Origin of the sequence: Microbispora sp. CA-135349 (assembly GCF_050947365.1) — a bacterium.
GTDB lineage: Bacteria > Actinomycetota > Actinomycetes > Streptosporangiales > Streptosporangiaceae > Microbispora.
Map to the genome: position 1 here is coordinate 8,262,445 of NZ_CP192001.1, position 12,786 is coordinate 8,275,230.

Sequence of the window (12,786 nt, forward strand, 5' to 3'; positions counted from 1 at the left end):
AAATCTTGATGCATACCGATACATAGAACGAGATCTTAGACTGACTGCGATGTGTTGGGAAGGAAAAGAACCATAGAAATCCTGAGTTGAGGATAAGCCGCAAATAACGCCTATATGGCCATCCGAAACGGACCTAGCAGCGGCGCCCGTTAACACATACGGACCTGTCTGGAGAAGTCGCGAGTCTTACCGCTCCGATCTTCCAGATACCGGTATGACCTGGTCTTACATTCTGCTTCCACACGCCGGGCGCATCGGCGGTGGAACGGTTTCCCCACCCGGCTTTCGATCCGTCACCTGACCGCCACATCTGATATGAATAGCTTTCATATCCCCGGGGAATAATCAGCGATCCACGCTTTCCCGACATTACAGCACGCGCACGTCCGGTCTCGGCGTGAAGCAGCCTCTCCGCACCGCGAAACGATCTCGCGCGATTTACTCCGGAAGGCGCAACCAACGGCGTGATCGACGGCGAAGAGGTACGCGTGGACACCGTCGTCGTGCTGTTCAACCGGGACCTGCGAATTCACGATCACCCGGCGCTCTCCGAGGCGTGCGCCGTGGCCCGGCACGTCGTTCCGTTGTTCGTGTTCGATCCCGCGATCGCCGCCCGGCACCGCCGTGACTTCCTCCACGCGTCCCTCCACGACCTGCGGTCGTCCCTGCGCGGGCTCGGCGGGGACCTCGTCGTACGCGACGGGGACCCGGTGGCCCACGCCGTACGGGCGGCCGGGGAGACGGGCGCGTCGGCGATCTGGGCGAGCGAGGATGTCAGCCCGCTGGCACGGCGGCGGGAGCGGCGCCTGGCGGAGGAGTGCCGGGCCCATCGACTGGAGTTCCGCCTGTTCCCCGGCGTGACCGTGGTGCCCCCCGGCGCGCTGCGACCCGGGAGCGGGAGCCACTACCGGGTCTTCTCGCCCTACTGGCGGGCCTGGTCGGCCACCGCGAGGCGGCCGGTCCTCGGCGCGCCCCACCGCCTGTGCCTGCCGCCCGGCGGCCGCGGATCCGGCATCGATCCGGGCGTCCTGCCCGAGGCGCCCCCCGAGCCGTACGGGATCGTGCGGGGCGGGGAGAGCGAGGCGCGGCGGCGGCTGGAACGGTGGGTGGGCGACGGCCTGGCCTCCTACGCCGGCACGCGCGACCGGATGGCGGGACGCACGTCGATGCTCAGCGCCTACCTCCACTTCGGCTGCGTGTCACCGGCGGAGGTGGTCGACCGGGCCTGTGAACGGCCGGGCGGTGAGGAGTACGTCAGGCAGCTGTGCTGGCGCGACTTCCACTACCAGGTCGTCAATGCCTTCCCGGAGATGGGCCGGCGCGACTACCGGCAGAGGGACGTGCGGTGGCGGCGCGACGAGGAGGTGGAGGCCGCCTGGCGGGACGGCGTGACCGGGGTCCCGATCGTGGACGCGGGGATGCGCCAGCTTCGCAGTGAGGGCTGGATGCACAACCGGGTGCGCCTGGTCACCGGCTCCTACCTGACCAAACGGCTCGGAATCGACTGGCGGGCGGGGCTCGAGCACTTCGCCGAGTGGCTGCTCGACGGCGACATGCCCAACAACTGCGGCAACTGGCAGTGGGTCGCGGGGACGGGCAACGACACCCGGCCCTACCGCACGCTCAACCCGCTGCGGCAGGCGAAGAGATTCGACCCGCAGGGGGAGTACGTGCGGCGCTACGTCCCCGAGCTCGCGGCGCTGCCCGACGACCTTGTTCACGAGCCCTGGAAGGTACGCGGCGGGGTGCCGGGCTACCCGTCCTCGCCCCTCGGCGGTGAGCTCAGATCATGACGATCGTCGCGCTGCGTCGCCGCCCATTCGTCGTCGTTCCCGGCGGCCGGACTGTCCCCGCCGCATGATTCCCCTGGGTGCACGGCCCGGCCTCACCGGCCGGGCCGTAGGCCGTCGCTGTAATTTGAAGTGTGGATCCACGCAGACGGGTGCCCCGCACCGACGCCGTGCTGGCCGATCCGCGGCTGGCCGCCGCCATCGGACGGCTGGGCCGTCCGATGGTGAAGGACGCGGTCGCGCGGGCGCAGCAGCGGGTACGGCAGGGCGAGATCGACCCCGAGGACGTCGCGGACGAGACGCTGGCGGAGCTGCCGCACCACGCGACGAGCCTGCGACGTGTGATCAACATGACCGGCGTGCTGCTCCACACGAACCTGGGCCGGGCGCCGCTGTCCCCGGCCGCCGTCGAGGCGGTGGCGGTGGCGGCGGGGGCGACCGACGTGGAGTTCGACCTGGCCACGGGGGCGCGGGCGCGCCGGGGACGCGGCGCGGCCGAGGCGCTCGCGCGGGCCGTGCCCGCCGCCGAGGCGGTCCACGTGGTCAACAACAACGCCGCCGCGCTCGTGCTCGCGGCCACCGCGCTCGCCGCCGGGCGGGAGATCGTGATCAGCAGGGGCGAGCTGGTCGAGATCGGCGACGGCTTCCGCATCCCCGACCTGCTCGTGTCCACCGGCGCACGGCTGCGCGAGGTGGGCACGACCAACCGCACCAACCTGGACGACTACCGCCGGGTGATCGGGCCGGAGACGGGGTTCGTGCTCAAGGTCCACCCGTCGAACTTCCGGGTCGAGGGTTTCACCGGCGCGGTCGGGGTGGCCGAGCTGACCGGGCTGGGCGTGCCCGTGGTCGTCGACATCGGGTCCGGGCTGCTCGACCGCGATCCGCTCCTGCCCGAGGAACCCTACGCCGCGAGCGTGCTGCGGGCCGGCGCCGGCCTGGTCACCGCGAGCGGCGACAAGCTGCTCGGCGGCCCGCAGGCGGGCCTGTTGCTCGGCCGCCGCGACCTCGTCGAACGGCTCAGGCGCCACCCGCTCGCCCGCGCGCTGCGCGTGGACAAGCTGACGCTGGCCGCGCTCGAGGCGACGTTGCGCGGCCCGGAGCCCCCCGTACGGCAGGCTCTGCACGCCGACCCGATAATCCTCGGAGAGCGGGCGGAGGCGCTGGCCAAGGCGATGTGCCAAGCGGGAGTGGACGCGGCCGCCGTGCCCGCGGAGGCGACCGTGGGCGGAGGCGGAGCCCCGGGCGTGTGCCTGCCGAGCGTGGCCGTGAGCCTGCCGGAACGGCTGGCCGTACCGCTGCGGCGGGGCGAGCCTCCCGTCGTCGGCCGGGTCGAGGGGGGCCGCCTGCTGCTCGACCTGCGCGCCGTGCCGCCGGACCTGGACGGCGAGGTCCTCGATGCCGTCCTGGAGGCCGCCCTGAAGACGGCCCTGAAGACGGCCCTGAAGACGGCGCGGAAGGCGTCCGGCCGATGAGCGGCCCGCTCATGGGCAACCGGCGCATGGGCAACGGGCTCATGGGCGCGGGCGGCGCCCGCCGGTGCCGCGCCGCCCGCGCACTCGGGGAGGGACGAATGCACGTCGTGGCCACGGCCGGGCACGTCGATCACGGCAAGTCGACGCTGGTGCGGGCGCTGACCGGGATGGAGCCCGACCGGCTGGAGGAGGAGCGGCGGCGCGGGCTCACGATCGAGCTCGGCTACGCCTGGACGGCCCTGCCCTCCGGAGAGCGGGTGGCGTTCGTCGACGTGCCGGGGCACGAGCGGTTCCTCGGCACGATGCTCGCCGGCGTCGGCCCGGTGCCCGCCGTGATGTTCGTCGTCGCCGCCGACGAGGGGTGGATGCCCCAGTCGGAGGAGCACCTGGTCGCGCTGCGCACCCTCGGCGTGCGGCACGGCCTGCTCGCCGTCACCCGCGCGGACCTCGCCGACCCCGCGCCCGCGCTGCGGGACGCGCGCGACCGGCTGGCGGAGGCCGGGCTGGGCGCGGTGGAGGCCCTGGCCGTGAGCGGGCGCACCGGCGAGGGCCTGGACGGCCTCCGCGCCGCCCTCGACCGGCTGGTGGCGGCGCTGCCCGCGCCCGACCCGGACGCCCCCGTGCGGCTGTGGGTCGACCGGGCGTTCAGCGTGCGCGGCAGCGGGACCGTCGTGACCGGCACGCTGCCCGCGGGTCGCGTCCAGACGGGTGACGAGCTGGAGCTGGACGGCGAGCCGGTGCGGGTGCGCGCCCTGGAGTCGCTGAAGGAGCACGTCGACTCGGTCACCGGGGTCGCGAGGGTGGCGCTCAACCTGCGCGGGCGGATCGCACCCGAACGCGGGCACGCCCTCGTCACGCCCGGCGCCTGGACCACGACGGACCTGGCCGACGTGCGGGTGACGTTGGCGGAAGGCGCCCGTGGGCCGCTTCCGGCGCGGCTCACCGCCCACATCGGCTCGGCGTCGGTGCCGTGCGAGGTGCGCCCGCTCGGGGCGGAGGCGGCCCGGCTGCGCCTGGCCCGGCCGCTTCCCCTGCACCTGGGCGACGCGCTGCTGCTGCGGGACCCGGGCCGGGGGCAGGGCGAGCCGCGGGTGCTCGCGCGGGCGACCGTGCTCGATGTGCGGCCGCCGGAGCTGCGCCGCCGGGGGGCGGCCAGGGAACGGGCGAAGGCTCTTGCGGAGGCGTCGGCGGACGCGGCCTCCCTTCTGCGTACGCACCTGCTGCTGCGTGACGGCGAGCTGGCCGCGATGGGCTGCCCGCCCGAGGGACGGCCGGTGGCCGCCGGCTGGCACGCCGACCCCGATCACTGGTCGGGGCTGTCCGCCCGGCTTCCGGAGGCAGTACGGCGGTACGCCGCCGATCACCCGCTGGAGCCCGGCATGCCGGTGGAGGCCGCCCGTCACGAGCTGGGCCTGCCCGACCGCAGACTCGTGACGGCGCTCGTGCGGCCGCCGCTGACGGCGGCCGACGGGCGGATCATCATGTCGGGCCGTGCCGTGGCAGGGACCGCGGGGCTGCCCGCTCCCGTCGCCCGGGCGGTGCGGGCGCTGCTGGACGACCTGGCCGAGGCGCCGTTCCAGGCGCCGGAGGCCGGGCGGCTGGCCGCCCTGGGGCTCGGGCCACGCGAACTCGCCGCCGCCGTACGCGCCGGGGCGCTGCTGCGGGTGGCCGAGGGCGTCGTGCTCGCGCCGGGCGCCGACACGCGGGCCGCGGCGCTGCTGGCCCGGCTGCCGCAGCCGTTCACGGTCAGCCAGGCCAGGAGCGCGCTCGGCACCAGTCGCAGGGTCGCGGTGCCGTTGCTGGAACACCTCGACCGCACGGGCCTCACCGAGCGGATGGACGAGGTCCACCGCCGCTGCCGCCCGCCGCGGGGGTGAGGTGCGCCGACGGGGACGACGACGCACCCCGGTCCGTCAGCCCTGGCAGTGGACGGGATAGGTGGTCTGCGCCGTCGGCTTGTTGTGGTTCAGGACCTCGATCTTGACCGTTCCGTCGGTCTTCTCGGCGCGCGTCCAGTTCCAGGCCTGGATGCCTATCACGCCGCTCTCGGGGACCGTGTGGGTGAAGCTCTGCTGGTTCACGCCGTCGACCACCCAGCGGTAGGTGATCTCCGTCCCCGCGGGCGCCTTGAACTCGCCGAAGGCCGTCACGTAGGGAGCGACCACGCAGTCGCCGTAGTAGCCAACCGACTCGATCTCGGTGATCTGCACGGTGCCCGGCGAGGGGTCCGGCGCCACACACGTCCAGCTGTACGGCGCCTGCTTGACGGGCTTGTTCTGGTTGAGGATCTCCAGGCGGACGACGCCGGAACCACTGGACCTGGCACTGCTGTACCAGAAGTCGCCGATCGTGCTCCGCGTGCCGGGCTTGAGCTGGGCCGTCCTGAGCACGCCCGGCTTGTCGTCGACGACCAGGCGATACTTGACCTCCGCGTCGCGGTCCGTCAGGACCATCGCGCTGGCCCGCATGGGGAACGAGCCGTCGCACTCGCCCTTGAAATGAGGCGTCAGCATGTACTCGACGGTCAGGGTGGCGTCGCCGCCCTCGGCCACGCACGTGAAGCTGAACGTGCGCTGGGCCGGTTGGGCGGGGCCGCCTCCGGCCTGCAGGCCGAGGGTGTGGGAGCCGCCCCGGGCGGAGTCGAAGCTCCAGGTCGCGGACACGTTCTGCACGCGGGGCTGGTCGCCGGCGGGGAAGTCGACGAACTGCTCCTGCCACGTGGAGCCGTCGAGGATCCACCGGTATCCGACCCTCTGCGCCGGGCCGGCCGGGAGCGAGATCTGGCCGGTGGCCTGGTACGTGACGGGCTCGAGGCAGCCGCCCTCGTAGTCGCCCGGCGTGAGGCCGGTGATCTGCGGCACGGGCGTCCGCACGGGCGGCGGCGGATCCGCCGGAGGACTGGGCGAAGACGACGGGCTGGGCGACGGCAACGGGCTGGGCGACCGGCTGGGCGGAGCCGACGGGCCCGGCGAGGCCGGCGGGGTCGGCGTGCAGGTCACCGTGTAGGCGGCCCGCCCGGAGTCGTGGCCGCCCGCGTTGACGATCCGGATGGCCTTCCAGCCCGCGGTGGAGCTGCCCACGGACAGCGGGAGCGTGACCTGCCGGATGCGCGGCCCGCCGGCCGGGAAGAAGAGCGACTCGATCCGGCCCTCTCCGGTGCCGCTGTCGATCCACCGGTAGCCGACCTTGGCGGGCGTACGCGACACCTGGATGGTTCCGGTGAACGTCACCGTCGTGGGGCAGGCGCCCCGGTAGGCCGCCGGACTCGCGCCTACCGCGGCCGCGGCGACCAGCGGCTTGGCGGGCCGGGCCGGCAGCGGGTGGGAGACGTCCCAGATCACGAGGGGGCCCGTGCACGCGACGTCGAAGCGGCCCTTGGCCGACAGCCCCTTCTTGCCGAGGATCTCCACGGCCTGCCAGCCGGAGCCGCCGCGGTCGAACGTCTGACGGTCGCGCACGACCACCGTTCGCGCACCGTTGACGCGGAAGCTCCTGATGGCGCCCTTGCTCCCGTCGCTGCGCACCCAGCGATACCGCACCGTTCCCTTCCCCTTGGCCGCCACCACGGCGGAGAAGCCCACGGTGGTGGGGCAGGCGCCGGACCTGCCTGCCGGGCTCGCCTTGACCTTGGCCACAGCCGTCCTGAGGACGGTGCCCGGTCTGGGAGCGGGAGCCGGCCTGGGGGCGGTGGCCTTTGTGGCGGCGGGGGCCGTCATGGGAGCAGGGGCCGCGAGCACCGGAGGGGCGGTCAGCAGGCTGCCGAGCAGCGAAGCGCTCAGCAGCATCGCCGTCCATCTCATCGGGGGTCCCTTTCGTTGTTCAGGAAAGACGGGGGCCATGCTCTCCGATCCGGCTTGGGAACCACTGAACTCCGTCTTGTAACGCGCGTCCCGGGAGTTATCCGGCGTCGCTCCCTCATTGACACGGTTGGAGGCGGATCTTACGGTGCAGGTGTTCATGTTTGAGGAATCAGTTCACATACATGACCCAAGGAGTCGCCATGGCGCCCCCGACCCCCCTGATCGGCCGACGTCGGGCGTTGACCGGTGCCGTCGCGCTCCTCGGCCTCGCGATCGCGTCACCCGCGCGCGCCGCCCATGTGCTCCCCTTCGGCCGGTACGGCTCGCCTCGGCGCCGGCTGAACAACCGGACGCTCTACGTGGACGGCCAGGGCCGAGGAGACCACACCACCGTCCAGGCGGCCGTCGACGCGACCCCGGACGCCCCGGCCGGCGGCTGGACCCTGGTGATCGCCGCAGGAACGTACCGGGAGACCGTCGTCGTGCCGCAGGCCAAGACCGGTCTGTGCTTCCTGGGGGCGACCGGCGACGCGCGCGACGTCGTGATCGTCTATGACAACGCGGCCGGCACGCCCAAGCCCGAGGGCGGCACGTACGGCACCAGCGGCAGCGCCACCACCACGATCCAGGCCGACGGCTTCACCGCCGCCGATGTCACATTCGCCAACGACTGGCTGCGGGCCGACCACCCGGAGATCACGTCCACCCAGGCGGTGGCGGCGAAGGTCATGGGCGACCGGTCGTACTTCGAGAGGTGCCGATTCCTCGGCCACCAGGACACGTTGTATGCCGACACCCGCACCCTGGCCTCCTTCGCGCGGCAGTGCTACCGCGAGTGCCGCATCGAGGGAGACGTCGACTTCGTCTTCGGCCGCGCGACCGCCGTCTTCGAGCGCTGCGAGCTGATAACCCTGGCCAGGGACGTCACGTTCCGTCCGTACGGCTTCGTGTTCGCGCCGAGCACGGCCGCCGCGAACCCGCGCGGCTACCTGGCGGTGCGATGCGTGATCGACGGGGCCGCGGCCGGCGCGTCCTTCGGCCTGGCCCGGCCCTGGCGGCCCAGCAGCGACCCGACCGCCCTTCCGTCGCTCGTCGTACGCGAGACCCGGATGGGCCCCTCGATCGACGCGGCCACGCCGTACGTGGACATGAGCGCCGGGTATCACTGGCAGGACGCAAGATTCGGCGAGTTCCACAACAGCGGCCCGGGCGCCGCGATCCCCGTCCCCGGAAACCGGCCGCAGCTCACCCCCGAACAGGCCGCCGAGCACACCCCCGCGAACTACCTCGGCGACTGGCGCCCCGGCCCCGTCCTGATCCCGCGCGTCCCCGGCCGCTGAGCACGGCCGGGTCCGTCGAACGTACCGGTCAGGACTCCTCGGCGAACAGGTCGGCGGTGGTGGGCACGGTGGCGGCGCGCCGCACCCATTCGTCGAGCAGGACCAAATCCGTGCACGCTTTTATGAAAGCGCGCTCGGAGTCGGAGATTGCGATGCCCCGGGCCTCCAGGACGGCCAGCACCGCCCTCGCCTCACCCTCCACACGGCCCTCCGCGAGCCCTTCTTCGCGGCCCTTGCCGAAGTGCTCCTTGGCGAAGGGACTGTAGACCGGCCACGTGGTGGATTCCATGATCTCCTCCATGAGACGTCGGGCAGCCTGGGAAGCCAACCGATAAGCGTATTCATAGTATTGCGGAGCGTGATCGGCGCCCTGTGTCCGTCTCCCAGGCCGCGCCGACCGGCTTCCGGGTGACAGTGGCTCCGGCGACACCAGGACCGGCGACTCGGGCGGCGCCCGCGGAAAGGACGACAGTTCGACGTCTGGCAGAGAGCACCTCGCTCGGACGGCCGAGCGTGAACGGAGGTGGACGGGAATCGAACCCGCCAGGCCGAGGACCTCGGCCTCGTCGGTTTTGAAGACCGCGGGGGCCACCAGGCGCCCACACACCTCCGGGAGAAACCTAGCCGGAACGGGGTAGGGACCCTGCGGCGCCCCCGATGGCGGCGTGGCGGACGGACGACGACCCTGAACGAGGGCGGCATGACCGAGACGGCGGAGCAGGCCGGGATCCGGCTCACCCAGCGGGCGCACGGAGGCGGCTGCGCCTGCAAAATTCCCCCGGGCGAGTTGGAGAGCATCGTGGCCGGGCTCGTCGCCCCCGACCCGTCGGCGTACGCGAACGAACTGGTCATCGGGCTGGACGACGGCGACGACGCGGCCGTGGTCAGGATCGAGGGCGGCCGGGCGGTCGTCGCCACCGCGGACTTCTTCACCCCCGTCGTGGACGACCCGTACGACTGGGGGCGGATCGCGGCCACCAACGCGCTGTCGGACGTGTACGCGGTGGGCGGCGAACCGATCGTGGCGGTGAACCTGCTGGGCTGGCCCAGGGAGACGCTGTCCATGGACCTCGCCAGGGAGGTGCTGCGCGGCGGCCTGAACGTGGCGCGGGCGGCGGGTTGTCACGTCGCGGGTGGTCACAGCGTGGACGACCCCGAGCCGAAGTACGGCATGGCGGTCACCGGCCTGGCCGACCCGGACCGGTTGCTGCGCATCGACGCGGGCCGCCCCGGCGTGCCGATCTCCCTGACCAAACCGCTCGGCGTGGGTGTGCTCAACACCAGGCACAAGGCGACCGGTGAAGTGTTTCCGCAGGCGATCGAGGCGATGACGACGCTCAACCGGGACGCCTCCCGGGCGGCGCTGGCGGCCGGAGCCCGCTGCGCGACCGACGTGACCGGGTTCGGCCTGCTCGGCCACCTCTACAAGCTGGCCAGGGCGAGCGGTGTCACGGCGGTGGTCGACGTGGCGGCCGTGCCCTACCTGGAAGGCGCGCGGCAGGCGTTGCGCGACGGCTATGTCAGCGGCGGCACCCGCCGCAACCTGGAGTGGGTGCGGCCCCGCCTCGACCCGGGCCGGTACGGCGAGGAGGACCTGCTCCTGCTGGCCGACGCCCAGACCTCGGGCGGTCTGCTCGTCGCCGGCGAGGTCCCCGGCGCGCCCGTCGTCGGCGAACTCGTCCCGGCAGAGACCGCCGCGATCCGGCTCGCCTGACAGCTCCTGACGCCCGGGACGACGGTGAGGTGGTGGACCCGGGACATGCGACCTGCGCCCGGCGTACGGCACGTGACCTCGCGGAGTCAGCGGGGTTTGCCGAGTGACCACAGGGAGGCCGCCATGAGGAGAGCGGTCAGCCCGCCGCAGATCATCACGGTGGAGACCGAGAAGGCGTCGACGACGCGTCCGCCGAGGAACGCGCCGAGGGCGAAGGTCGCCTGGAAGGAGGAGGTGAAGACGACCGTCGCGGCTTCGGGCGTGTGAGGTGCGGCGGCGATGAACGACGCCTGCGAACAGACGGGCACGCCTCCGTAGGCCAAGCCCCAGACCACAAGTGACATCACGGCGCCGATGGTCGTGCCGCCGATCAGGGGCAGCAACAGGGTGGTGACCGCGATCAGGCAGCCGCAGGTCACGAAGGCGGTTCGCAGCCGCGTCACAGTGCCCTTGCCGGCCAGGAAGTTTCCGGCGATTCCGGCGACGCCGTACGCCAGCAGGATGGCGCTGACGACGGCGGGAGGAAGGCCGGTGACGTTCTCGAGGAAGGGTGTGACGTACGTGTAGGTGCCGAAGTGGGCCAAGACGATGAGGAAAGTGGTCAGTAGGGCGATTGCGGCGCTCCGGGTGCGCAGCAGGTCGAGCAGGACCCGAGGACGGGTGACCTGATGGGCGGGCAGCGGCGGCAGCAGCAGTGTCAGGGCCGCGAGGACCAGGAGTGCCGGCACGGCCAGAGCCAGGAAGGCGGTCCGCCAGCCGGCGAGGTTGCCGATGAAGGTCCCTGCCGGTACGCCGAGCACGGAGCCCAAGGGCACGGCCGAGAAGATCACAGCGGTGGCGGTGCCGACGGCGTGCGGCGGCATCAGACGGCCGGCCAGTCCGGCCCCGATGGACCAGAAGCCGCCGATCGTGAGGCCGACGAGCACCCTGGAGATCAGCATGATCCAGTAGGAGGCCGCCGCTGCGGCCAGAACGTCGGCCAGGGCGAGAACCCCCATGAGGACGCACAACATCACCCGGCGGTCCAGGCGTGCGGTGGTCAGTGTGACCGTGGGCGCGGCGACCGCGGCGACGATACCGGGCAGGGTCATGGTCAGCCCTGTGGTGCCGTCGGAGATGCCGAAGTCGGCGCCTATGGCGGTGAGCAGGCCGATGGGCAGGATTTCGCTGGTGACGATGGCGAAGATGCCCAGCATGAGCGAGATGACGGCGAGCCAGCCGATGAGGGGCGAGCGGGGCCGGGTGAGCGTGGTGGTCGACATGGGTCCGTTCGGCCAAGGTGCGGGTGGATGGCGTGCACCCAGCCAAACAGTGAGGAGGCAACGAGCACTGGCACGTTTCGGACGCGGCCACATCGCTTGTCGGCGGTGATCAGTGAGCGCGGACCGCGCATCCAGCTCGGGCTGCTGGGCGACCTCTGGCCGTTCTGAGACGCGGTGACCGCGGGTTCCCCCGGCTGGAGCGGCATCCGCCTGCGCAACACACGGCCTGGAGATGCACGTCAGGAGTTGTTCAGGTAGATGAGGGCGGCGAGGACCCGGCGGTTGTCGTCGCCGTCGTCGGTGATGCCGAGCTCGGCCCGAGAGCGGCCTCTCGTGGGATGTGCTCGTCGTCCCTCCCCCCTTATTCCGGAGGCGCTAGCGGCCGGGGACGGAGGCGGGGCGGCCGGCGTCCAGCCGCTCACGCTGCGGCACGACGGTGTACTTGGGGTCCTTGGCCGAGACGCGGCCCGCTTCCAGCACGCCGAACCGGGTGCACAGGGCTCCGGCCGTGATGGCGAGCCCCGACAACGCGGTGAGGGCCCGGCTGCGCCCGGCGACCACGGCGAGCAGGCCACCGCCGAGAGTGAGCACACGGGAGGCCCGCATGAGCCTGCCCGCCCTGCCCTTCCGGTACGGCTCGCCGACGAGCCCCAGGCGGCGCTCCATCAGCGCGCCCGCGACGACCTCGGCCACGGCACCGGTCACCGCCGCCGCGCGGGCGGGCGCCGCCTGCGCCCGGGGCGTCGTCAGCATCAGCGCCGCACCCGCCGAGGCGAGAGCGCTGCCGGAGAACAGGAACGGCAGCTCGCGCATCCCCTCATGCCACGCGGGAACGGCGGTGTCGGCCAGCAGGACGGCCGTGTAGGTGGTCATCGCCGCACCGCTCAGGGCGCTCGCCACCGACGCGGCGTCGCCCACGAAGGGCAGCAGGCCGGTCACCGCGGAGCCTGCCGCGATGCCGGTCAGCCCGCTGTGGGCGGCCAGCGTCCAGGACCCGACGCTCATCGGCGAGGAGAGCTTGAACACCCGCAGCATGTTGAGAAAGCGCATGGGACGACCCAGCTCGGCCACGAGGAAGACGGTCCCGCCGCTCGCCCCGGCGAAGGCGGCCATCCGGGCGGCCAGTTCCAGCCGATCCCGCCCGGTGAGGCGGGCGGCCGCCGCCATCGCGCCCGCCGCGCCGGACAGCCCGCCCAAGTAGAGGTACGTCGGCATGTGGGGTTCGTGCCAGAGGGGCCGCTTGATGACCGGCTGGCCGTAGTACGACCGGAACTCGGCATCCGGCACCATCTCGTCCCGGCGCCTCGGCATCAGATCCTCCCCACGCAGGGGGTCGCCATCACACTCGCCCATCCCACTGACCGGGCGGCACGTCCCGGCCCCGGCTCGTCGCGTTCCTCCGCCA

Annotated in this window: 9 protein-coding genes and 1 tRNA gene; 5 read left to right on the forward strand and 5 right to left on the reverse strand. The window is 72.6% G+C overall.

Annotated elements, in window-relative coordinates:
* The first annotated feature begins 464 nt into the window (after positions 1-464).
* From ACQPZZ_RS38065 to selB, 3 genes are all read left to right on the forward strand, one after another.
* Positions 465-1,793 carry a cryptochrome/photolyase family protein gene (locus ACQPZZ_RS38065; protein ID WP_432927138.1) on the forward strand — a complete coding sequence of 443 codons (1,329 nt, stop codon included), beginning with the start codon at positions 465-467 and terminating at the stop codon, positions 1,791-1,793.
* Between the two features lie 131 nt (positions 1,794-1,924).
* A complete protein-coding gene (gene selA / locus ACQPZZ_RS38070; RefSeq protein WP_432927140.1) occupies positions 1,925-3,265 on the forward strand; it encodes an L-seryl-tRNA(Sec) selenium transferase in 1,341 nt (446 codons plus the stop codon).
* Complete coding sequence (selB, locus tag ACQPZZ_RS38075) at positions 3,262-5,142, forward strand: selenocysteine-specific translation elongation factor (RefSeq protein ID WP_432927142.1); 1,881 nt, start codon at positions 3,262-3,264, stop codon at positions 5,140-5,142. The genes selA and selB overlap by 4 nt, the downstream gene beginning before the upstream one ends.
* Before the next feature lie 36 nt (positions 5,143-5,178).
* On the opposite strand, the gene ACQPZZ_RS38080 is transcribed toward selB, so the two are convergent.
* On the reverse strand, positions 5,179-7,065 hold the full coding sequence (locus ACQPZZ_RS38080) for a hypothetical protein (RefSeq protein ID WP_432927144.1): 1,887 nt from the start codon (positions 7,063-7,065) through the stop codon (positions 5,179-5,181).
* Between the two features lie 200 nt (positions 7,066-7,265).
* On the opposite strand from ACQPZZ_RS38080, the gene ACQPZZ_RS38085 reads away from it, so the two are divergent.
* Positions 7,266-8,405 (forward strand): pectinesterase family protein, encoded by a 1,140-nt coding sequence (locus ACQPZZ_RS38085; RefSeq protein ID WP_432927146.1) that lies wholly within the window; start codon positions 7,266-7,268, stop codon positions 8,403-8,405.
* 28 nt (positions 8,406-8,433) lie between these two features.
* Here ACQPZZ_RS38085 and ACQPZZ_RS38090 read toward each other — a convergent pair whose 3' ends face one another.
* A complete protein-coding gene (locus ACQPZZ_RS38090; RefSeq protein ID WP_432927148.1) occupies positions 8,434-8,694 on the reverse strand; it encodes a hypothetical protein in 261 nt (86 codons plus the stop codon).
* 229 nt (positions 8,695-8,923) lie between these two features.
* Positions 8,924-9,016, reverse strand: a tRNA-Sec gene (locus ACQPZZ_RS38095).
* An 89-nt stretch (positions 9,017-9,105) separates the two neighbouring features.
* Between ACQPZZ_RS38095 and selD the strand changes: the two genes are divergently transcribed.
* The gene (selD, locus tag ACQPZZ_RS38100) at positions 9,106-10,119 is read left to right on the forward strand and encodes a selenide, water dikinase SelD (protein WP_432927150.1); all 1,014 of its coding nucleotides are present in this window, start codon (positions 9,106-9,108) and stop codon (positions 10,117-10,119) included.
* An 86-nt stretch (positions 10,120-10,205) separates the two neighbouring features.
* Here selD and ACQPZZ_RS38105 read toward each other — a convergent pair whose 3' ends face one another.
* Both ACQPZZ_RS38105 and nrfD read right to left on the reverse strand, forming a co-directional pair.
* Positions 10,206-11,381 (reverse strand): MFS transporter, encoded by a 1,176-nt coding sequence (locus ACQPZZ_RS38105; RefSeq protein ID WP_432927152.1) that lies wholly within the window; start codon positions 11,379-11,381, stop codon positions 10,206-10,208.
* A 375-nt stretch (positions 11,382-11,756) separates the two neighbouring features.
* A complete protein-coding gene (gene nrfD, locus ACQPZZ_RS38110) occupies positions 11,757-12,692 on the reverse strand; it encodes an NrfD/PsrC family molybdoenzyme membrane anchor subunit (RefSeq protein WP_432927155.1) in 936 nt (311 codons plus the stop codon).
* Positions 12,693-12,786: the final 94 nt, after the last annotated feature.